The organism is Neobacillus niacini NBRC 15566 (assembly GCF_001591505.1).
Lineage (GTDB): Bacteria > Bacillota > Bacilli > Bacillales > Cytobacillaceae > Neobacillus > Neobacillus niacini.
On sequence record NZ_BCVA01000001.1, the window covers coordinates 145,456 to 168,578 of the forward strand.

Annotated in this window: 21 protein-coding genes; 5 read left to right on the forward strand and 16 right to left on the reverse strand. The window is 39.7% G+C overall.

Annotated elements, in window-relative coordinates; translation table 11 throughout:
* Positions 1-271: 271 nt before the first annotated feature.
* From proC to namA, 3 genes are all read left to right on the forward strand, one after another.
* Positions 272-1,117, forward strand: a complete 846-nt coding sequence (gene proC / locus BANA01_RS00800; protein ID WP_034673194.1) for a pyrroline-5-carboxylate reductase — start codon at positions 272-274, stop codon at positions 1,115-1,117.
* Between the two features lie 51 nt (positions 1,118-1,168).
* Positions 1,169-2,308, forward strand: coding sequence for a glycosyltransferase family 2 protein (locus BANA01_RS00805; protein ID WP_034673192.1), 1,140 nt, complete (start codon positions 1,169-1,171; stop codon positions 2,306-2,308).
* 71 nt (positions 2,309-2,379) lie between these two features.
* Positions 2,380-3,402, forward strand: coding sequence for an NADPH dehydrogenase NamA (gene namA, locus BANA01_RS00810; RefSeq protein ID WP_034673190.1), 1,023 nt, complete (start codon positions 2,380-2,382; stop codon positions 3,400-3,402).
* A gap of 89 nt (positions 3,403-3,491) precedes the next feature.
* Here the strand turns inward: namA and rnz are convergent, their stop codons facing one another.
* Positions 3,492-4,415 (reverse strand): ribonuclease Z, encoded by a 924-nt coding sequence (gene rnz / locus BANA01_RS00815; protein WP_034673187.1) that lies wholly within the window; start codon positions 4,413-4,415, stop codon positions 3,492-3,494.
* A gap of 194 nt (positions 4,416-4,609) precedes the next feature.
* Between rnz and zwf the strand changes: the two genes are divergently transcribed.
* A complete protein-coding gene (gene zwf / locus BANA01_RS00820; RefSeq protein WP_218008371.1) occupies positions 4,610-6,079 on the forward strand; it encodes a glucose-6-phosphate dehydrogenase in 1,470 nt (489 codons plus the stop codon).
* A gap of 44 nt (positions 6,080-6,123) precedes the next feature.
* Here zwf and BANA01_RS00825 read toward each other — a convergent pair whose 3' ends face one another.
* The 4 genes from BANA01_RS00825 to mce form a co-directional block, all read right to left on the reverse strand.
* Entirely contained in the window at positions 6,124-7,401 is a 1,278-nt protein-coding gene (locus tag BANA01_RS00825; RefSeq protein ID WP_034673183.1) for a DNA polymerase IV, read from the reverse strand.
* 79 nt (positions 7,402-7,480) lie between these two features.
* Positions 7,481-8,602 (reverse strand): tripeptidase T, encoded by a 1,122-nt coding sequence (locus BANA01_RS00830; RefSeq protein ID WP_034673181.1) that lies wholly within the window; start codon positions 8,600-8,602, stop codon positions 7,481-7,483.
* A 73-nt stretch (positions 8,603-8,675) separates the two neighbouring features.
* Complete coding sequence (locus BANA01_RS00835; RefSeq protein ID WP_034673179.1) at positions 8,676-10,226, reverse strand: acyl-CoA carboxylase subunit beta; 1,551 nt, start codon at positions 10,224-10,226, stop codon at positions 8,676-8,678.
* 5 nt (positions 10,227-10,231) lie between these two features.
* Entirely contained in the window at positions 10,232-10,636 is a 405-nt protein-coding gene (gene mce, locus BANA01_RS00840; RefSeq protein ID WP_034673175.1) for a methylmalonyl-CoA epimerase, read from the reverse strand.
* A gap of 161 nt (positions 10,637-10,797) precedes the next feature.
* Between mce and prli42 the strand changes: the two genes are divergently transcribed.
* Entirely contained in the window at positions 10,798-10,893 is a 96-nt protein-coding gene (gene prli42 / locus BANA01_RS29410; protein WP_157411694.1) for a stressosome-associated protein Prli42, read from the forward strand.
* A 48-nt stretch (positions 10,894-10,941) separates the two neighbouring features.
* Here the strand turns inward: prli42 and BANA01_RS00845 are convergent, their stop codons facing one another.
* From BANA01_RS00845 to BANA01_RS00895, 11 genes are all read right to left on the reverse strand, one after another.
* Positions 10,942-11,454 carry a L,D-transpeptidase gene (locus tag BANA01_RS00845; RefSeq protein WP_034673174.1) on the reverse strand — a complete coding sequence of 171 codons (513 nt, stop codon included), beginning with the start codon at positions 11,452-11,454 and terminating at the stop codon, positions 10,942-10,944.
* A 23-nt stretch (positions 11,455-11,477) separates the two neighbouring features.
* Complete coding sequence (locus BANA01_RS00850; RefSeq protein ID WP_034673171.1) at positions 11,478-12,461, reverse strand: aromatic acid exporter family protein; 984 nt, start codon at positions 12,459-12,461, stop codon at positions 11,478-11,480.
* A gap of 55 nt (positions 12,462-12,516) precedes the next feature.
* Positions 12,517-13,239, reverse strand: coding sequence for an amino acid ABC transporter ATP-binding protein (locus tag BANA01_RS00855; protein ID WP_034673169.1), 723 nt, complete (start codon positions 13,237-13,239; stop codon positions 12,517-12,519).
* Positions 13,232-13,891 carry an amino acid ABC transporter permease gene (locus tag BANA01_RS00860; RefSeq protein ID WP_034673166.1) on the reverse strand — a complete coding sequence of 220 codons (660 nt, stop codon included), beginning with the start codon at positions 13,889-13,891 and terminating at the stop codon, positions 13,232-13,234. The genes BANA01_RS00855 and BANA01_RS00860 overlap by 8 nt, the downstream gene beginning before the upstream one ends.
* A gap of 70 nt (positions 13,892-13,961) precedes the next feature.
* Positions 13,962-14,738 (reverse strand): transporter substrate-binding domain-containing protein, encoded by a 777-nt coding sequence (locus tag BANA01_RS00865; protein ID WP_034673164.1) that lies wholly within the window; start codon positions 14,736-14,738, stop codon positions 13,962-13,964.
* Positions 14,739-14,952: 214 nt separating this feature from the next.
* The gene (locus BANA01_RS00870) at positions 14,953-15,390 is read right to left on the reverse strand and encodes a BrxA/BrxB family bacilliredoxin (protein WP_034673162.1); all 438 of its coding nucleotides are present in this window, start codon (positions 15,388-15,390) and stop codon (positions 14,953-14,955) included.
* 113 nt (positions 15,391-15,503) lie between these two features.
* Positions 15,504-16,628 carry a methylmalonyl Co-A mutase-associated GTPase MeaB gene (gene meaB, locus BANA01_RS00875; RefSeq protein ID WP_034673160.1) on the reverse strand — a complete coding sequence of 375 codons (1,125 nt, stop codon included), beginning with the start codon at positions 16,626-16,628 and terminating at the stop codon, positions 15,504-15,506.
* Positions 16,629-18,827 carry a methylmalonyl-CoA mutase gene (gene scpA / locus BANA01_RS00880; RefSeq protein ID WP_034673158.1) on the reverse strand — a complete coding sequence of 733 codons (2,199 nt, stop codon included), beginning with the start codon at positions 18,825-18,827 and terminating at the stop codon, positions 16,629-16,631.
* A gap of 1 nt (position 18,828) precedes the next feature.
* Complete coding sequence (locus BANA01_RS00885; protein ID WP_034673156.1) at positions 18,829-20,694, reverse strand: methylmalonyl-CoA mutase subunit beta; 1,866 nt, start codon at positions 20,692-20,694, stop codon at positions 18,829-18,831.
* Positions 20,695-20,814: 120 nt separating this feature from the next.
* Entirely contained in the window at positions 20,815-22,122 is a 1,308-nt protein-coding gene (locus BANA01_RS00890; RefSeq protein ID WP_034673154.1) for a dihydrolipoamide acetyltransferase family protein, read from the reverse strand.
* A gap of 15 nt (positions 22,123-22,137) precedes the next feature.
* Positions 22,138-23,121, reverse strand: a complete 984-nt coding sequence (locus BANA01_RS00895; protein ID WP_034673152.1) for an alpha-ketoacid dehydrogenase subunit beta — start codon at positions 23,119-23,121, stop codon at positions 22,138-22,140.
* Between the last annotated feature and the right edge of the window lie 2 nt (positions 23,122-23,123).

Genomic DNA, 23,123 nt, shown 5'->3' on the forward strand with positions numbered 1-23,123 from the left:
TACAATCGCGATGATTAAGAACCAGTAAATGAAAAATGGCAAAAGAGAGTGAAGACCATCGGCTGAAAGTCTTCACAGCCCTCTTTATCATTGAACCTACCTTATGAGCACTTAGGAAAACCTAACGTAATCCGGCGTTATCGGAGTCGAGTGAACCCTAACATGAATTAAGTATGGGTAAATGAAGGTGGTACCACGGAAGCTAGACCTTTCGTCCTTTTCGGATGAGGGGTCTTTTTGTTTTTATTAAAAGTATGAGGGGGCAATATTCATGAAAAAGATAGCATTTATCGGTGCCGGTTCGATGGCGGAGGCATTTATTTCAGGAATTCTTGAAAATAGTCTGATTGATAGGAAGAATATATGGGTTACAAATCATTCAAATGAAGAGCGGTTGAAAAGGCTAAGTGATACGTATGGTGTCCGTACCACTTACGATTTAAACGAATTGTTTGCAGGAGCTGACATCGTCATTTTATCGATGAAGCCAAAAGATTCCGCAACTGCCATCCAATATATCCGTGAATATTTAACCGAAACCATGCTGGTAGTTTCTGTGTTAGCTGGTGTGTCAATGAGTACCATAGAGACATTAGCGAGATTACCAATTGCGGTTGTTAGAGCAATGCCAAATACATCCGCAGCCGTAGGTAAATCCGCCACAGCTGTTGCAGTAAATGAACGAGTTACCCCTCACCAAATTGAATTAATGAAAGATTTGTTTGGAACCGTCGGCTTGACTACTTTTGTAGAAGAGGAGCAGCTTGATGCTGTTACAGGACTCTCCGGCAGCGGACCTGCGTATATTTATTACCTTATAGAAGCAATGGAAAAAAGTGCTGTTGAGGTTGGACTCGATAAGGATATGGCGAGTGAATTAATCGTACAAACGTTAATTGGAGCAGCCGAGATGGTGAAAAACTCTACTAAATCATCTGAACAATTACGAAGAGACGTAACAAGCCCGGGCGGTACAACAGAGGCGGGGGTTAAAGTACTTGAAGAACATCAAGTTCAGCAAGCGTTCATTTCTTGTATTAAGGCTGCAACAGCACAATCGAAAAAAATGGGAGCGGCTTTACGTGAACAACTTGAAATTACCGAACCAACTTCCTAATTTGTGTCTATTCATTTAAACTATGGTAAAAAAGACTAGGAAGTGTAAGAAATGCTAACGGTATTATTTTCAATGGGAATCCTGGTCTGGACTATTTTTCTTATAGACGGGCTAATGGGTTTACGGAAAATAGACGCTTTAGAAGTTGAGGATTGCTTAAAAAATGGCGCTTTATTATCGGTAATTGTAGCGGCACGCAATGAAGAAAATCAAATAAGAGCAAGTATTCTCAGTCAATTAGCGCAAACTTATAGAAACGTTGAATGGATTCTCGTCAATGATCGCTCAACTGATGCCACTGGGCTGGTGATGGAAGAGCTAACAAAGGAAGATCAGCGAATTTCTGTTATCCACATAGAAGAATTGCCTGAAGGGTGGCTTGGGAAAAATAATGCCTTATATCAAGGTTTCCTTAAAGCGTCAGGAAAATGGCTATTGTTCACCGATGCCGATGTAAAGTTTGAAAGTGAGGCATTTGCAAAAGCTCTTCATTATTTTGAGAATCATAAGCTTGACCATTTAACAGCTGCACCAAACCTGAGCGCGAAAAAATTTTGGTTAAAATCATTTGTAGCCTTTTTTCTATTCGGGTTTTCTTATTTTAAAAGACCTTGGGCAGCGAATAATCCCAAGTCAAAAATTGGGACTGGAATTGGAGCATTTAACCTCGTTTCGAAAGAAGCATATTGCAGCTTTGGAACACATGAAATGGTGAAAATGCGGCCGGATGATGACTTACAGCTTGGAATGAGAATGAAACAAGCCGGCTATCATCAGAGGATTGTCACGGCACTTACGCTGATTGAGGTTGAATGGTACGGAAGTTTGCAGGAAGCACTTATTGGACTCGAAAAGAATACATTTGCCGGATTACATTACCGGGTTAGTATGGTGTTTTTTGCGATATTTGGCGTTTTTATTACCAATGTTCTACCCTTTATAACAATATTTTCTTCTAATAAAGTTGTTACACTATTAAGTTTAGGAATTATTTTGTTAAGTGGGATTCACTACGTTATGGTCATCAAAAAAATGACCATATTCTCCCCTGCTATGTTTCTAGTACTGCCTGTGACCGCGCTGCTGTTTATTTATTCAATCATTCGTGCCAGTTATCTAACCTTTAAACGCGGCGGCATTATGTGGAGAGGCACCTTATATAAATTAAGAGAATTAAGAGTCAAAGAGTGATGTTTATTGAAAGACTGCCATTTGCTGCTTAGATGAGCAGGTACATAGAAAATGACTTTAGGAGGTTCCATATGTCTACAAAATTATTTTCTCCCTATACGATTAAGGATGTTACACTGAAAAATCGAATCGTAATGGCGCCGATGTGCATGTATTCCAGTCATAACGAAGATGGGCATATTCAAAACTGGCACCGTACTCATTATACAAGCCGGGCTGTTGGTCAAGTCGGTCTGATTATTGTTGAAGCAACCGCAGTAACGAAGCAGGGCAGAATTTCACCTAGGGATTTAGGAATTTGGAGTGATGACCACATTCAAGGATTCAAAGAAATCATCAACTTGATGAAGGAGCATGGTGCTAAAACGGGTATCCAGCTTGCCCATGCGGGTAGAAAGGCAGTTCTAGAAGGTGAAATCATTGCCCCTTCGGCCATTTCTTTTGATGAACAAAGGAAGACTCCTAAAGAAATGAATAAACAAGACATTGCCGAGACAGTTGATGCTTTTAAAAAAGGTGCTGAGCGTGCAGCAAAAGCTGGCTTTGATGTCATAGAAATTCATGGTGCCCACGGCTACCTGATAAATGAGTTCCTCTCCCCGTTATCGAATAAAAGAACGGATGAATACGGAGGATCTGCTGAAAACCGTTACCGATTCCTTCGCGAAATTATTGAAGCTATTAAAACAGTATGGGATGGTGTCCTGTTTGTACGTGTTTCAGCTCACGATTATAATGACGAGGGGTTAACACCTCTGGATTACGTATTTTTCAGTCAATGGATGAAGGAACAAGGTGTTGATTTAATTGATGTGAGCTCAGGGGCAGTGGTACCAGCGAGGATAACAGAATTCCCCGGTTATCAAGTTCCATTCTCAGAAACGATTAGAGATGGTGCCGAAGTTGCAACTGGAGCAGTTGGATTAATTACAACGGGGATTCAAGCGGAGGAAATCCTTCAAAATGACCGTGCAGATTTAGTATTTTTGGCTCGAGAATTATTACGTGACCCTTACTGGCCTAGAACAGCTGCCAAAGAACTAGGAGTAAGTATTGAGAGTCCAAAACAATACGAGCGTGGATGGATTTTCTAAAACCCACCATCTTTAAATTTTGTTTTAAAAAGCAACGGTATATGAGAAGTGCCTTTTAAAAAGATAAAGACGGCTTTCTGACCGTCTTTTCATTTAAACACTATGCTGATTTCTTTAAAGTCTTCTGCAATATCTGTATTCGCAAAAACTTCCTGTGCTTCGGCAACAAGTTCACCCCAAGATTGCCGATCGTAGCGTGAGCTGATGTGGGTCAAACAGAGCTGCTTACTTCCAGCTAGTTTCGCCACTTCTGCAGCCTGATGGGTGGTCGAGTGGAAATAATCAAAGGCAAGCTTCTCTTCACCTTTTGAAAAAGTTGCTTCATGAATTAATAAATCTGCGTCCTTGGCTAAAAGAATTGCGTTGTCACAGTATCTTGTATCTCCAAGAATCGTTACAATTCGACCCTTTATATCCGGACCGAGAAAATCTGTTGGTACGATAATAGTGCCATCATCTAGCGTAATCGTTTCACCTTCTTTAATTTTCCGGAAAATCGGTCCTGGCTGTACTCCCGCCTCGACTAGTCTTTCCGCTAATAGAGTCCCTGGTTTATCCTTCTCAATAATCCGATACCCATATGAAGGAATACCATGTTCTAAAAGTCGAGCTTCGACAATAAACTGTTCATCTTCAAAAATAACCCCTTCGTCTATTTCAACGATTTTTAGTGGGTATTTTAAATAGGTTTGGCTGACCGTTAGGCTTATGGAGATATAGTCTTTCAGTCCTTTTGGTCCATAAATAATCACTTCTGTTTCTCCGCCTTGAAAAGAACGGCTGGCCAATAGTCCAGGAAGGCCATAGATATGATCACCATGAAGGTGGGTAATGAAAATTTTCTCAATTCTACGCGGTTTAATCGAAGTATGTAAAATTTGATGCTGTGTGGCTTCACCTGCATCGAACAACCAAATAGCACCTCGTTCTTCGAGTAATTTTAGGGCTATAGATGTAACATTGCGAAGCTTTGCTGGAATTCCAGCACCAGTACCTAAAAATAATATATCCAATATAAACACGCCTTCCGAATAATAATATAAATAATATAGCATATCGCTTGCACAATTGCCCTTTGTGCGTATATTCTCTTTAAAAGGAATAGATTTGAATACATTCTTGAGTTGTTTTTTGCGAAATATAAATTGAATACATATAAAGAGAGGTACTTATCGTGGAACAATCTAAAAATATGACTTCATTAATTATGATATTTGGTGCAACGGGAGATTTAGCCGTTCGGAAACTTTTTCCGTCCCTTTACCGATTGTTTCAGAAAGGTAAATTAGACAAATTTGCAGTTATAGGCGTAGCAAGGAGACCCTTATCTACTGAAGAGTTTCAGAATTCTGTAAAGGACTCGGTATTAACTGCTCTAGGCAAAAAGGAAAAAATTGACGAGTTTATCTCTCATTTCTATTATCAGTCACATGATGTGGCCGATTCAAGCTCATATCAAAACCTAAAAAAATTAGCACAGCAAATTGATGATCAGTATGAATTAGAAGGTAATCGTATTTTCTATCTTGCGATGGCACCTGAATTCTTTGGACCAATTGCTCTCCATTTAAAATCGGATGGTTTGACGGATGTCAAAGGATACAAACGACTTGTAATAGAAAAACCTTTTGGACATGATTTAGAATCAGCAAAATTGTTAAACAAACAAATTCGTATGGCTTTTTCAGAGAGCGAAGTTTACAGAATTGATCACTACTTAGGCAAAGAAATGGTTCGTAATATCGAAGTTATTCGTTTTGCCAATGCCCTGTTTGAACCATTATGGAATAACCGCTATATCTCCAATATTCAAATTACCTCAAGTGAAGTACTTGGAGTGGAAGAACGCGGACGTTATTATGAAACAAGCGGAGCTCTTCGGGATATGGTTCAAAACCACATCATGCAAATGGTAGCATTGCTTGCAATGGAGCCCCCAATTAAATTGACAACAGATGAGATACGTTCTGAGAAGGTCAGAGTGTTTCGTTCATTAAGAATGATTAAAGGGGATAAAATAAATAAATACTTTGTCCGCGGGCAGTATGGATCTGGTACGGTAGAGGATCAACCGGTACCTGAATACCGGGCCGAGCCAATGGTTGATAAAGAGTCCAATACAGAAACCTTTGTCGCTGGAAAGATTATGATTGATAATTTCCGCTGGGCGGGTGTACCTTTTTATATTCGAACTGGAAAAAGGATGGCAACGAAATCGACGAAGATTGTGGTTCAATTTAAAGACATTCCGATGAACCTTTATTACCAGCCGGAGAAACTGTTGAACCCGAATCTGCTTGTTATTCATATTCAGCCTGAAGAAGGAATCACCCTTCATCTCAACGCTAAAAAGGCGGGCGGGCATCTCGATGCACAAGAAGTTAAATTAAGTTTTGCCAACACAGGAATACATGCTATGAACACACCTGAAGGGTATGAAAAGCTACTATATGATTGCATGCGTGGAGACGCAACCAATTTTACTCATTGGGATGAAGTCGCTTATTCTTGGGCGTTTGTTGATAATATTTCTGAAGTATGGGAAAAAACAAAAGCCGAAAACTATCCAAATTACGAATCTGGTTCAATGGGACCGAAAGAGGCTGACGAGCTGTTAGAAAAGGATGGATTCTTCTGGTGGCCTGTAACCGATCTAGATGTAGATATCTGTAAATAATACAAAAAAAGCTCCGTTATTGTTGATAAACAATGGCGGAGCTTTTAATTGTCTTCCTTCTTTTTTTCCGGGAAAGAACGGAGAAAATCTTTATTAAAACTCGTTCCGGTACCAATGTTATGAGCATTGTTTACTTTTCGAATGCCTGCATTTTCAATGATATTTTTCCCATATTTCTCACGTAAAGTGGACAGTGTTTTCAATAACGGTTCCTTTTTGGCATCCTTTTCAAATGAAAATAAATCTAGCTGTTTAAAAGCAAGGTCATGTTCCACTAAATCATAGCCTGTTATCCCTAACAAACGGACAGGGTTTCCGTTCCACTCCTTAATAAAAATCTGCTTAGCAATCGAAGCAATGTCCTCTTTCTGCTGTATAGGATTGGCAAGTTTTTTACTGCGGGTAATCGTTTTTCTATCCTTAAAACGGATTGTAATGCCCAGCGTTGTGGCTAAGACATTTTTCCGCTTTAACCTTACTGAAACCGTTTCTGCTAATGATTCCAAAATCCGGTACAATTCTTGTTGATTGCTCGTATCCTTTGGCAGTGTTGTTGAGTTTCCAATACTTTTAAAATCAGATACCGACTCAGGATCAACCGGTCGAGTATCGATTCCATTTGCCCTTTCCTTTATTCGTATTCCATTAATACCAAGCAATGATTTAAGCTGTATCTCATTGCCTGCCGCTAATTCTCCGATTGTATGAATACCAATGGTTGTTAACTTTTCAGCAGTCTTTTTTCCAACACCATGCATCTCACTCGTGTTTAACGGCCACAAAATGGAAGGGATGTCACGCTTTCGCAGTATCGTTATTCCCATTGGTTTTTTCATATCAGAAGCTGTTTTTGCCAAAAATTTATTTGGAGCTATACCAATACTGCACGGCAAATCGAGCTGTTCGAGCACTCTTTTTTGAATACTCTGAGCGATTTCGATTGGACTGCCTAGCTCAAAGGAATCGGTTATATCCATATATCCTTCATCAATGGATACAGGTTCGACCAATTCTGTGTAATTCCTAAGAATCTCAAACATGGCGATAGACGCCGTTCGATACCTGTCAAAATTCGGTTTCCTAATAATTAATTGCGGACAAAGCTTTTTCGCTTCCCACAGCGGCATAGTAGTCTTGACTCCAAACTTTCTAGCTTCATAGCTGCAGGTGATAATGATCCCCCGGCGCTCCTCGACGTTACCAGCAATTGCAACGGGTTTCCCCTTCAATTCTGGGTCATAAGCCATCTCCACAGAGGCATAAAAGCTATTCATATCTACATGTAGAATGACTCTGCCCTTTTTCGGATACATTTCCTTCATGCGTGACACTTCTCCTAAAAAACAATGGTACTTATAGTATAGCAAAAAGGAGAACCAGTTGGCTCCCCTTCCACATTCCTTATTGATTTGTAACCTCTTCAATAATAGCAATTGTCATTTCTGCCAGCTTGTTTAATTCTTCAATTGGCATACGTTCATTCGTTGTATGGATATCTTCATAACCAACTGCAAGGTTTACGGTTGGAATGTTAAAGCCCGCAATAACGTTAGCGTCACTTCCGCCGCCGCTATGCTGTAATTCACAGCTGCGGCCAATTTTTGCTGCTGCTTTACGTGCGATTTCTACAACCTGATCGCCTTCCCCAAATTTAAAGCCGGGGTACATGACTTCGATGTCAACTTCTGCTCTACCGCCCATTTCAGCTGCAACAGTTTCAAAGGCTTCCTTCATTTTGGCAGCTTGTGCTTCCATTTTTTCAGCAATGAGAGAACGAGCTTCAGCTAAAATATCAACACGGTCGCAAACGATATTCGTTTGTGTGCCGCCTTCGAAGCGTCCGATATTTGCGGTTGTTTCTGAGTCAATCCTGCCTAACGACATTCTCGCAATCGATTTCGCTGCAATGGTAATCGCAGAAACTCCTTTTTCAGGTGCAACACCCGCATGAGCGGTTTTTCCGTAAATGACCGCTTTAATTTTGGCTTGGGTAGGAGCAGCCACCACGATATTTCCTACTGAACCATCACTGTCCAATGCATAGCCATACTTTGCTTTCAATAAGGAAGAATCCAGTGCTTTAGCCCCTACAAGGCCAGATTCTTCACCGACAGTAATAACAAATTGAATTTGGCCATGAGGAATATTTTGTTCTTTTAGAACGCGGATCGTTTCAAGCATAACTGATAGACCCGTTTTATCATCGGCACCTAAAATTGTTGTTCCATCTGTGACGACATAGCCGTCTTTAATTGAGGGCTTAACACCTCTTGCTGGAACGACTGTATCCATATGGGAAGTGAAGTAAATAGGATCTACACCATCTTTAGTGGCAGCTAGTGTACAAACTAAATTACCTGCTCCATGTCCCGTTATAGCCGTTGTATCATCTTCAAACACTTCAAGACCTAAATCTGTGAACTTTTGTTTTAAGACTTTAGCGATTTCAGTCTCATATTTAGTTTCAGAATCAATTTGTACAAGTTCTAAAAACTCATTCAAAAGACGCTCATGATTAATCATCTGAATAACCCTCCGTTTTATGTACTCACTACTAGAGTATACTCTTTCATAAACCTGTCTTCAAATGATTACATTAAAGTGGGATATTCCCGTGTTTCTTAAAAGGTCTAGATTCCTTTTTATTTCGAAGCATCTCTAATGCCTGGATAATTTTTATTCTCGTTTCTCGCGGGTCAATGACATCATCGACCATTCCTCTGCTTGCCGCAACATATGGATTGGCAAACTTTTCTCGATATTCTTCAATCTTTTGCTGTCTTACCTGTTCTGGGTTATCACTATTTTGTATTTCCTTTGCAAAAATGATATTGGCCGCTCCCTGAGGTCCCATAACCGCAATTTCAGCATTTGGCCAAGCAAAAACTAAATCCGCTCCAATAGACTTACTATTGAGTGCAACATATGCGCCTCCATAAGCCTTTCTTAAAATAACGGTTAACTTCGGAACAGTAGCTTCTGAATAGGCATATAGAATCTTTGCACCGTGTCGGATAATCCCTCCATGCTCCTGTTTTACACCTGGGAAGAAGCCGGTAACATCTTCGAATGTGATAATCGGGATATTAAACGAATCACAAGTGCGAATAAATCTTGCAGCTTTATCGGAAGAATTAATATCAAGCCCGCCCGCCATAACTTTTGGCTGATTGCAAACGAGTCCTACCGTTTCCCCTTTAATCCGCGCAAAGCCAACGACGATATTTTTTGCAAAGTTTTTCTGAATTTCCATAAAAGAGTCTGCATCCGCTACTTGTTCTATTACTTTACGAACATCATAAGGACGGACAGCGTCAAAAGGAATAACGTCGGTCAAATCTGGTCGATATTCATTTTCTTCATTTACCGCAAGTATTGGTGGCTTTTCTTCATTATTTTGAGGAAGATAGCCAAGAAGCTTTCGAACCTCTTCTAATACCTCCTGCTCAGAAGCAGCTTCAAAATGCGCATTTCCACTAATACTATTATGAACATGGGCACCGCCAAGGTCTTCTGCAGAGATCTTCTCACCCGTCACAGTTTCAATTACTTTTGGACCTGTAATAAACATTTGACTTGTTTTTTCAACCATGAATACGAAATCGGTGATTGCAGGTGAATAGACAGCTCCACCGGCACAAGGGCCCATGATGACAGAAATCTGCGGAATTACTCCAGAATAAATAGCATTTCGATAAAAGATGTGACCGTAACCATCTAGTGAAACCACACCTTCTTGAATTCGTGCTCCTCCAGAATCATTTAGACCAACAAACGGTGTACCGTTTTTAGCAGCTAAATCCATTACATTGGCGATTTTTTTTGCATGCATCTCCCCAAGGGCACCGCCAAATACAGTAAAATCTTGTGAAAACAAGTAAATTGGCCGCCCGTTTACTTTTCCGTAACCAGTAACAACGCCATCACCAGGTCCTTTTTGTTCATCTAGACCAAAATCGTTGGTCCTGTGTTCTATAAATGGGCTTAATTCAACGAATGATCCTTTATCAACCAAAAGCTCAATTCGTTCTCTTGCGGTTAATTTTCCCTTCTCATGTTGTTTTTCAATTCTTTCGTCCCCGCCACCAAGCTCCACTTCCCGGCGTTTATCATATAATTCATTTATTTTCTCATATATGTCTATCATTACCTTCACCCCTTCTTTTCGCATAATTCGACTAATACACCCGAAGCTGACTTGGGATGCATGAAAGCTATATGTGCTCCTCCAGCACCCATTCTTGGCTCTTGGTCAATCATGCGAATCCCTTTTTCTTTCATCTCTATTATTCTTTCTTCAATAGAGTTCACACCCAAAGCGATATGGTGCATCCCTTCACCACGTTTTTCAATAAAGTGAGCTATTGTACTATCCTCTGTTGTTGGTTCTAAAAGCTCTATTTTTGTTTCCCCTGCTTTCAAAAATGCAACCCTTACTTTTTGACTTTCTACTTCTTCAATCCCTAATAAAGGAAGTCTAAGGACCTCTGTATAAAAAGGCAGAGTCGTTTCTAGCGATCGAACAGCAATTCCAATGTGGTCTACTTTTTTTATCATTTTACCCCTCTATTTTTCATAAATTTAAATAGTTTCGACAATTACAATATTCGCTAAAAAGTTCATAATTCCTTCCCAAAATGAGATGTTGTTCCATTGTTCAAATGGGCTTTTCCCTGTAAAATATATAGAAAGCTAATAAAATAAAGGGGGAACCCACTTTGAATTCTAAAAAGACAAGAAAAATAGTCGTATATTTAATGCTAATTGCTATGTTAGCCTCAACACTCTTAATTGGGATTGCTCAATTTATTTAATTAGAAATCATAGGAAAGGGACTGTTCGAAAACAGTCCCTTTTACAATTTATTTAATTGCTCTATATTCTTTCGCAAGCTGCTCAAATGATTTACTCGTTGAAGTGACTAATATTTTTGTACCTAATGGAATGATGGGGTACAAAGAAGAAATGACTTCATTCTGTGTACGAATACACCCTTGTGATACATATCTTCCGATGGAAGCAGGCTGATTAGTACCATGAACTCCGTATATTCTCCCATCTGTTTCTTCAGCATCAAAACCTATCCATCTAGATCCAAGTGGGTTCTTGGGGTCACCTCCAGGAATATCCTTACGGCGGTAATATGGATCTTCTGCTTTTACCGTTATCGTATAAAGCCCTTCAGGTGTTAACTCCTTCGTTTTACCAGTGCCAACACTCACAACAGTTTGAACCTTATTTTCATTAATAAAAGCCAATTCATTTGTTTGTTTATTGACAATAAGGAAAGGATCACCAGGAAGAGGATTCGGTCCGAGAGGCCAAAGGGGTGAAATAAAAAAAGCGAACAGGATTGGCGATAGCATCTTCAACATAAAATCCACCTGCCATTTTTTCCTTAGTTTGCTTCTACTTTCCTTAATTTATTCCATCTCGTTGTATTAAAAGTACTTTTAATGATTAGATATTCATTCATCTCTTTTACTAATTGAAGCAGTGAAGCACGCACCTCAAATTCTTCCCTTGTCTTAGGCAGATCCATTTCTTCAAATTCCTTTTTCATCTCTTTTAACTTTTCAAGATAAATGTGGGCCGTATTGACAGGTTGAATATGTTGGGATAATTCTTGGAGAAATTCAGCAATCATTTTTCCCTGCGGTAATGTTACAGTTAGTGAAGTAACAATCGGCAGCACTCGTTCAATAATTTCAAATTGCTTTTCCCTCATTTTAAAATAATGAAAATAATCATTTTCTTCCCGTAAAAAATGGTTTTCAACATCTCGAAAAGCGAATAACTTTGCTTCTTCTAGTAAGTTTGCCGTTTCTGTAATTTCTTTTCCAGACCATGTACTTTCCCCTGTTCTAAGATAAGAAACCATTTCATAGAAAATAACTTTAAAGTTTTCCTCGATTCTCATTTGATAGTGTTTTAATTTATCATCTGCACTAGGCATATATAAATTAATTAGAAGTGCAACGCCAATTCCGATAATAATTACCCCAAGTTCATTAAGATAAAGTGCTAGTGATAATTTGTTTGCCATATAAATATGTAAAATAATAACACTGCTCGTAACAATTCCATCGTTAGCTTTAAACATCACTACAGTTGGGATAAAAAATAATAGCATAATCCCGATTACAATTGGATGGTAGCCAATTAGTTCAAAAAATAGACTCGAAAATGGCATCGCTAATGTACAAGCTAAAAACCGATCCCATGAAGCCCGTATAGATTTTCTTTTCGTAACCTTGATACATAAAATCGTTAATATACCTGCTGAGGCAAAGTTGTGTAGTCCCAGCTGTTGAGCAAGTAATATTGAGATGGCAGTGCCTAAGGCCGTTTTGATTGTTCGGTATCCAATTCGATATTTCATAGCATTCTCCTAAAAAAAAAGATGATCATCACTGACCATCTTTAGCATATCCTGATTAGAGCATTTTTTGCAAGAAATCTTGTGCACGCTTGCTCTTTGGGTTTGTGAAAAATTCTTGAGGTTTTGCATCTTCTACTAACACTCCGCCGTCTAAAAAGAGAACTCGATCCGCAACTTCACGAGCAAATCCCATTTCGTGTGTCACAATAGCCATTGTCATTCCAGTATGAGCAAGTGATTTCATTACCTCTAAAACTTCCTTAACCATCTCTGGGTCAAGAGCAGAGGTTGGCTCATCAAAAAGCATAACTTCTGGCTCCATAGCAAGTGCTCGTGCAATCGCCACCCGCTGTTTTTGTCCGCCTGATAACCTGGTTGGGTATTCATTCGCTTTTTCCGCTAACCCAACTCTTTCTAGCAAATCCAAGGCAATCTTTTCTGCTTCTCCCTTTGACAAACCTTTTACCTTCATCGGTGCATAAGTAAGATTTTGGAGAACAGTTTTATGCGGAAATAGATGAAAGTGTTGAAAAACCATTCCTACGTTTTGTCGCACCTTCAAAATATTTGTTTTTTTATCGGTAACATCCTGGTCTCTTACAAAAATACTACCGCTGGTTGGAGTCTCAAGAAGGTTCATGCAACGCAGGAAGGTAGACTTTCCTGAACCAGAGGGACCAATAATTGCAACAACTTCTCCCGCCTCGATTGTCGTGGAAATCCCTTTTAATACTTCAAGCTTGCCATAGTTTTTATATAAATTCTCTACCTTAATCACTGCGTCTCATTCTCCTTTCGACCGCTTTTCCTAAGAAGGTCAAGATAACCACCATTACATAATAAATTAAACCGGCAATCAAGAGTGGCTCAAAAAATGAATAATTTTCAGCCCCAACCTGGTAGGAACGACGCATAATATCCATTACACCAATGGTGGTGACAATGGCCGATTCCTTTGTTAATGTAATAAATTCGTTCATTAATGCTGGCAGGATATTTTTAAGGGCTTGAGGCATTATGATATCCCACATCATTTTTGTGTAAGGCACACCAAGAGCCATTGCTGCCTCCTGCTGTCCTTTATCAATTGCCTGAATTCCTGCTCTAATAATCTCAGATATGTAAGCGCCGGAATTAAGGGCAAAGGAAAGAATCGCAGCTGTATATGGTTCAATTTGATATCCGATTAACTGCGGCGAACCATAGTAAATCAACATCAGTTGTAAAACTAATGGGGTACCACGAAAAATTGACGTATATGCGTCCGCAAACCAGCCGAGAAATTTAAATTTGCTAATTTTAAACAACGAAAGAATAATACCTAAAGCAAATCCTAATATCCCTGCTAAAATGACAATCTTAAGAGTAACAAGTATTCCTTCTAAAATATATGGCATCGAAGGAATGAATTGTGTGAAATCTAAGTTCATTCATCTGCCGTCCTCTCTTAAAGAAATTAGTAAGACGTTCAGAAGACTTCTGAACGTCTTGGTTGTAGAATTAGTTTTCCCCGCCAAACCATTTAACAATCAATTCTTGTAATTCGCCGTTTTCTTTCATGTTTTTAAGCTCTTTGTTAAATTTCTCCGTTAAATCGCTATCCTTTGGAAATGCAATCGCAGATCCTGCTTCTTCTGGGTCATCGCTCATTGTGAAGCTGGTTAAATCTGATTCTTTATCAAGATAGCCTTTTGCTACTGTGTCTTCAATAATGATAGCGTCAAAACGTCCAGCTTTCAATTCTTGAATAAGCTCTGGAATACGGTTACGATTTTCTACTTTGATAGCTACTGTTTTATTAATTTCTTCTGCTTTACCTTCTTGAATTGAGCCTAACTGAACGCCAACTGTTTTACCTTTTAAATCTTCTACTGTTGCAATGCCACTGTCTGTTTTAGAGATAACCATGTGCTGTGCTGTGTAATAAATATCACTGAAATCTACGTTTTTCTTTCTTTTTTCAGTAGGAGTCATTCCTGCTAATACAAAGTCTGCTTGTCCAGATTTAAGCGACTGAATCAACCCGCCGAAATCCATATCTTTAATTTCCACTTCATAGCCAAGTTTTCCAGCGATCGCTTTAGCTAAGTCAACATCAAAGCCAATAATTTCGTCACTTTTATCTGATTCAATATATTCAAATGGAGCATAATCCGCTGAGGTAGCCATCACAAGAGTCTTTTTATCACCTTCATTGGAATCTTTCGCTCCACCACAAGCTGCCAATACACCGACAGCTAATATCATTATTAAGAATAAACCCATTAACTTTTTCATTTGTTTTCCTCCTATAATTTTCTGAAAATTAATTTAAAAAATTAATAATATTTTTTCTAACTTTATAGAGTTAAAGCTTAATATTTATACAACGTAATGAATTTTAACACGGAACTGAATAACTATGCAAGTATATTTATTAAAATTTATTATTACTTTTTTAATATAAAAAAACCAATTTCCCGTTAAGGAAATTGGTTCTTTTGACTTTGATTTAAAGTTCTTCGCAGTTTTCTTCGAATTCTTTTTGCAGTCTTGCTACAACTGTAGCTGGATCATAGCCTTCGATTTGGTGTCTTTCTACCATTGAAACAATTTTTCCATCCTTCAATAAGGCAAAAGATGGTGAGGACGGTGGATAACCAGTAAAATAGCTGCGTGCTTTTTCTGTTGCTTCTTTGTCCTGTCCTGCAAAAACAGTAACAAGTTGATCAGGACGTTTATCATAATGAAGGGCATGGGAGGCTGCTGGACGTGCAATGCCACCTGCACAACCACATACAGAGTTAATCATCACTAAGGTTGTACCTTTTTGTTCAAGCGCCTCTTCAACCTCTTCAGGCGTCCTTAATTCTTTATAGCCAGCTGCTGTAATCTCTTTACGTGCTTGAGCTACAACATCATTCATGAAAAAATTGAAATCCATGCTCATACATTTCACTCCTAATTAAGTCGATATAACTACATGATAACAGTAAAAATGTGTTTCTTTCAAATAAATAGGAACTTTTTCAACGAGAAAGATTATCAATAAATTGACAGTCACTACTTTTTACCTGATAGGAACGTATGGAAGAGTATATCAACAGCTGTAGCAGCCGTTTTTTCCCCAGCCATTACCTCATTTTCCAATTGAGGTAATTTGAGTTTAACTTCCGGGTGGTGAAAGAAGCTATAGTGCAGCTGATCAGTTATGAGAGAATAGATCCAATCACGCTGCTGTCCTTTTCGTCTCTCGGCAAACACTCCAGAGGATTTTCCTTTCAGCTCAAAGTCCTTAATAACATCCCAAACCTCTTTGATACCCTCACCTGTTAAGGAGGAGCAGGTATAAGCCTTGGATGCCCATCCCTTAGTTGCCGGCTGAAGAAAATGAAGGATACGGCTATACTCTTTTCTTGTCTGCTCTGCTTTTTCCTTATTGGCTCCATCTGCTTTATGAACAAGGACAGTATCAGCTAGCTCCATGATTCCTTTCTTCATTCCCTGTAATTCATCACCCGCACCTGTTAGGACAAGTAGCATGAAAAAGTCGACCATGTCTCTAATAATTACTTCGCTTTGGCCCACTCCGACAGTTTCGATTAAGATCACATCAAAGCCAGCTGCCTCGCAAATCAACATCGATTCTCTAGTTTTCCGATGTACTCCACCCAGTTTTCCAGCCGTTGGTGATGGTCGGATAAAAGCTCTTGGATTCCGCGACAATTGCTCCATCCGTGTTTTGTCGCCAAGAATACTGCCACCCGAGAGACTCGAACTGGGATCGATTGCTAGTACTGCCACTCGTAAACCTAGGTCACAAAGGTAGGTGCCAAACGCTTCGATAAATGTACTTTTTCCAGCACCAGGCACACCGGTTATCCCAATTCTGATTGCTTTACCACTATGGGCTAGGAGCTTTTGGAGAAGCTCCTGCGCCTTATGAAAATGTTGTTCAGCATTACTTTCAACTAGCGTGATGGCGCGGGCGAGCTGGCCTCTATTTCCCGTGAGCACCCCATGAACTAACTCTTCAATCGTTGGTTCCATAGACTTGCGTTTTTGAAAGACCGTGTTTTTTTCAATGGTTACAGGCTGACCTTCCAGCTCCTGTCCTCTTTTAATCAGCTTCGAGAATTTATCCGGTTCATTCGGGTCGCTCCATTCCGGTTTCAGATCCTCAGACATCTATTTTTCCACTTCCTCATAGCCAAGCTGCTTATAAATTTCCTTGATCACTTTTTGAGCGGCAACGGGGATAATGGTTCCTGGTCCGAAAATAGCTGCTGCTCCATTATCATATAAAAATTGATAGTCCTGTGCCGGGATGACGCCGCCAATAACGATTAATATGTCTTCTCGACCGAGCTTTTTTAACTCTTCTCCAAGTTGTGGTAATAACGTCTTATGTCCTGCAGCCAATGAACTCATTCCAATTACATGAACATCATTTTCAACCGCCTGCATGGCCGTTTCTTCCGGGGTTTGGAATAATGGACCGATATCAACATCAAACCCTAAGTCAGCGAAGGCGGTGGCAATGACCTTAGCACCACGGTCATGTCCATCCTGACCCATTTTTGCAATTAAAATTCTTGGTCTTCTGCCTTCATTCTCGAGGAATTCATCGGTCATCTTTTTCACTTCGCTAATTTCCTCTTCGTTGGAAAAAGATTTACTATACACTCCGCTAATCGAGCGAATCACAGCTTTATGTCTGCTCGAAACCTTCTCAATTGCATCTGAAATTTCACCTAATGTAGCACGAACTCGTGCAGCTTGCACAGCTAACTCTAACAAGTTGCTTTCGCCCGTTTCAGCACCCTTTGTTAAAGCTTCCAAAGCTGCTGCAACCTTAGAATCATCACGGCCATCTTTTAATATAGTCAATTTCTCAATCTGTTTTAATCGAACTGCTGAATTATCAATATCCAATATATCAATGGCTTCTTCCTTTTCAAGTCGGTATCGATTTACACCGATAATCGTTTCTTTTCCTGAGTCGATTTGTGCTTGTCTCCTAGCAGCAGCCTCTTCAATTCTCATTTTCGGGAGACCCGTCTCAATAGCTTTAGCCATACCTCCTAGGTTTTCAATTTCTTCGATATGTGTCCAGGCTCTTTCTACCAATTCTTGCGTCAGCTTTTCAACATAGTAAGATCCCGCCCAAGGATCAATTACATTGGTGATACCTGTTTCCTCTTGTAAAAATAATTGCGTATTACGGGCAATTCGCGCAGAAAAATCAGTGGGCAGGGCAATGGCTTCATCCAAAGCATTGGTATGGAGAGATTGCGTATGTCCCATTGCCGCAGCATGCGCTTCAAGTAAGGTACGAATGACATTATTAAATGGGTCTTGTTCCGTCAAACTCCAACCCGATGTTTGGGAATGGGTTCTAAGTGCCATTGATTTCTCACTTTTCGGCTCGAAGGATTTCATCATTTTTGCCCAGATTAATCGGGCTGCCCGCATTTTGGCAACTTCCATAAAATAATTCATCCCTATAGCCCAGAAAAACGACAATCTTGGTGCAAATTTATCAATGTCAATTCCAGCCTCTAGCCCTGTTCTTACATACTCCAACCCATCAGCAAGGGTGTAAGCTAATTCCAAGTCAGCTGGCGCCCCAGCCTCCTGCATATGATAGCCTGAAATACTGATACTATTAAACTTAGGCATATATTTAGAGGTATATTCAAAAATGTCTGCGATAATTTTCATTGACATCTCAGGCGGATAAATATACGTGTTACGAACCATGTACTCTTTTAAAATATCATTTTGAATCGTTCCAGACAGCTTATCCTGTGTGACTCCCTGTTCCTCAGCTGTAACAATGAAAAAAGCAAGAATTGGTAAAACGGCACCATTCATGGTCATGGATACTGACATTTGATCCAAGGGAATCCCATCAAATAGGGTCTTCATATCAAGCACGGAATCAATGGCAACACCAGCCTTGCCGACATCTCCGACAACACGCGGATGATCTGAATCATAACCTCGATGTGTCGCTAAATCAAAAGCAACAGACAAGCCTTTTTGACCCATTGCTAGATTACGGCGATAGAATGCATTGCTCTCCTCAGCCGTAGAAAAACCTGCATATTGTCTCACCGTCCATGGACGATTCACATACATCGTCGGGTAGGGTCCACGAGTAAATGGAGGAATACCGGGAAGGTCGTCTAAATGCTCGATCCCTTCATGGTCATCAGATGTGTAGAGTGGTTTTAATTGAATTTGTTCGTTCGTTTCAAACAACAATTCATCAAAGGAAGTATCTATCTCTTTGTTAACCAGTTCCTGCCACTGATCTTTCGTAAGGAATTCTTGTTCATCAAACAAGGAAATATTTTCGAAATTAGGCTTTTGTGCGCTCATTTCATGCCACCCCCATTTCTTTTAAAATGGTTGAAAGAATTTCATAACAGTTACAATTCATATGAATAAACTGCTTTATCCCTTCATTTGACCATTTGGTTTGCAACTCTTTTTCTGGCAGTCCTGCTAAGTAAAAAGTCCGCTCAGGAAATTCTCTATTTAGCTCTGAAAGAATATCATGTCCAATTGATTCATAATGGTCATTGCTTCCACATAAGCAAAAATATTTTGTGTCTGTTCCTATAACAAATTGTTTGGCATCCTCTAAGGAGGTAATAGAACCACTTTCCACCGCTTCAATTCCGCCAGCAGCTGCGAATCCTCTCATAAAATCTAACCTAGGTTTAAAGTTTTTTAACTCTCCTAGACAAATCATGCCGATTTTGGGTTTCGAACCTGATTTACTTTCAATCTCTTCACTTATTTTCCGCAGTTTTTCAAATGGTTCTGATAACCTCATATTTTTTATTCTCTTAATTTTAATCGTATTAGTACCATCAACACCTATAAGGTTATTACACGTTTGAATTGTAGAAGAACCAGCCGTTTCAGCAAGATTGGCATACACATTTGTCCCTACAATACTTTGTTTTCTTGTAGATACATCCTGCTCCCGTTTTGTTCGAATACATGTTATTTCATCTTGTAACCAGCCCGATTTTAATACTTCCAACATACCGCCTTTTGCTTCAATCTGCTGAAAATACTGCCAAGCTTTTTCTGCAAGCTCTACTGTTAATGCTTCTACGTACCAAGATCCTCCCGCAGGGTCGACCACTTTTTGTAGATATGCTTCTTCCTTTAGAATGTTTTGCGTGTTTCTGGCAATTCGTTCTGAAAGGAGAGAACTGCCAGTTATATCATCAAACGGAGTTATATGCAGATATTGGACTCCTCCCAGAACTGCTGCGAATCCCTCATTTCCAGCACGTAGGAGGTTAACATATGGGTCATAAACGGTTTTTGTAAATGAAGACGTCTCTGCTGCAATATGCATTCCCCTGTCCTTTGGATCAGCCCCATAAACATTAGTAATTTTATTCCAAAGAATTCTCGCTGCACGTATCTTAGCTAGCTCCATAAAGAAATTACTGCCAATTGAGAATTGAAAAATCATTTTTCCAAGAACATTCTCTAACTTCATACCACTATCTAATAATTTCTGAAGATGAAAGATACCGGTCGCTGCTGCAATTCCCAACTCTTGAACCGCATTGGCACCACCTTGATGGTAGGTTGAGGTATTTATTAGGACTGTCCGTAATTTTGGTAGTTTTTCATTTGCAAGCTTTATATCAATCATCCAACTCTTGAAGAAGTCTTCTTCAATAAATCCGGTTTCCGCAAACAGAGAAATGGGGTCGCTGCCGACATAGCCACTAATCAGATCAGCACTTTCCTTACGTTCGGTTAATGCCGCTAGCAATGCTGATTGTATACCTCTCCCATTAACGGCAAACGGAAATTCATCAGGTAAATCTCCAAGTATTTCATTTATTATTCCTTTTGATTCAAAAAGCGCCTCCGAAACTTCAAATGAAAGCGCTGTTTGTCCTTTTTCAACGCTCCCTTGAAGCTTTTCCTTTAATTGGTCAACAGAATGATATGTAATTTTCTGTGCTACCTTCCAATCATTTGTTACGTATCCTAAAGGATAAATACCTCTACGAAAATCTGTACCTCCCGGATACTCCGGTGCTTGCTGCTTATCCCGCCGATAATAAAGCGGTTTCAAAATTATATTTTCATATGTACTGCTTTTTAACTTTTCAATACTTTTACCCTTCAAAGTTTCTTCTGCTTTTGCTTGCCAGTCCTCTATTCTGCTTAAAGGAAAAGATTGATTTCGCAGGTTATCTAAACTCATAAAACTCCCCCCTCAAATACATAATATTCTTTAAATTCCTGTTACTTTTTATTTTAGGACACTATTTGATTTCAAGCAATGAAAATAACCGCAGACCAATCCGGCAGCGGTTATTTTTCTTTAATAAATTGAAGTTGTAGATTTTGATGTGTTTTCTAAGATTTCTTTTACTCGTTGTAAGAATCGACCGCAAATTAATCCGTCTAAAACTCTGTGGTCGAGTGACATACATAGATTAACCATATCACGAACGGCAATCATTCCATTCATCACTACAGGGCGTTTAACAATTGATTCTACCTGTAGAATTGCCGCCTGTGGGTAATTGATGATACCCATGGATTGCACTGAGCCAAATGAACCAGTATTGTTGACAGTAAAAGTTCCACCCTGCATATCTTCTGAGCGAAGCTTATTGGTTCTTACTTTAACAGCAAGTTCAGAAATTTCACGAGCAATTCCCTTTATCGTTTTCTCGTCGGCATGCTTAATAACAGGTACATACAATGCATCCTCTGTTGCAACTGCAATGGAGATATTGATATCTTTCTTTTGAATAATTTTATCCCCAGCCCACATCGAATTAATCTGTGGGAATTCCTTTAAGGCTTGTGCAACAGCTTTTACGAAAAAGGCAAAGAAAGTTAAATTAAAGCCCTCTTTTTGCTTAAATTCGTCTTTTAAGGAATTGCGGTATTCTACAAGATTGGTTGCATCCACTTCTATCATGGTCCAAGCATGCGGTGCTTCATGCTTACTACGCAGCATATTTGCAGCAATTGCTTTACGGATTCCTGTTACAGGTATTTCGATATCGCCTGCAGTGACAGGTATACTCGGAGCAGGAACAGACTGCTTCGGAGCTGCTGCTGACTGAGCTGCAACAGATGGGGTAGTCTCTTGTACTGCAGCAACTTGAGCCTCCTCAGCCATAGTTCCCTCTCCCTTCCCTCCTGCAGTAGGGATATTACCAGATTCTATTAATTTCAATAAATCTTTCCGTGTAATACGGCCGCCTGCACCGGTGCCTGTCACCTGAGATAAATCAATACCATGTTCTTGAGAAATTTTTAAAACAGCTGGAGAAAATCGAGCTTTGTTACTTTGGTCGGTTGGTTCAGAAACTGCAGCCATCTCTGGAACATCATCTTTTTGGTCACTAGTTTTTTCTTCTTGAACCGCACCGCCTTCGATTTCAATGGTACAAATGACTTCACCGACCGCAAGTGTGTCACCATCTTCGGCAATTAGCTCTTTAATTGTACCTGTGTAGGAAGAAGGGACTTCTGCATTTACTTTATCCGTCATTACCTCGGCTAATGGATCGTATTTATTTACTTTATCTCCTACAGAAACAAGCCACTTTGAGATTGTTCCTTCGGTTACACTTTCCCCTAACTGAGGCATTTTAATTTGTTCGATTACCAAGTTCCCAACCTCCTATTAGTACTCCGCTAGCTCGCGCATTGCTTTTTCAACTTTGTCTGGATTGACCATAAAAAACTTCTCCATTGTAGGAGCATATGGCATTGCCGGAACATCTGGTCCTGCCAAGCGCATAATTGGCGCATCTAACTCAAATAAGCAATTTTCAGCAATGATGGCAGAAACTTCACTAATAATACTGCCTTCTTTGTTATCTTCTGTAATAAGTAAAACCTTACCAGTTTTGGCTGCTGCTTCAATGATTGCCTCTTTATCGAGTGGATAAACCGTTCTTAGATCCAAAATATGTGCGGATATCCCATCCTTGGCTAATTTTTCAGCTGCCTGAAGGGCAAAATGAATACAAAGCCCATAAGTAATCACAGTAATGTCTTCGCCTTCACGCTTTACATCTGCTTTTCCGATTGGCAATGTATAATCAGCAGTTGGGACTTCACCTTTAATTAACCGGTATGCACGCTTGTGTTCAAAGAATAACACCGGATCATTATCACGAATAGCTGCTTTTAATAACCCCTTCACATCATAAGGTGTGGATGGCATTACAATCTTCAATCCTGGCGTATTCGCAAAAACTGCCTCAACCGATTGCGAATGATAAAGGGCACCATGTACGCCTCCGCCATATGGAGCACGAATAACAATCGGACAACTCCAGTCATTATTTGATCGATAACGAATTTTTGCCGCTTCTGAAATAATTTGGTTTACAGCAGGCATAATAAAATCAGCGAATTGCATTTCAGCAATCGGCCGCATTCCATACATCGCTGCTCCGATTCCTACCCCGGCTATTGCAGATTCAGCAAGCGGTGTATCAATGACACGCTCTTCACCAAATTGTTCGTATAAACCCTGAGTCGCTTTAAAAACACCGCCTTTTACTCCTACGTCTTCACCAAGCACAAATACCTTTGGATCACGTTCCATTTCTTCCCGAATGGCCATTGTGACCGCATCTATATAAGAAATTACTGCCATGT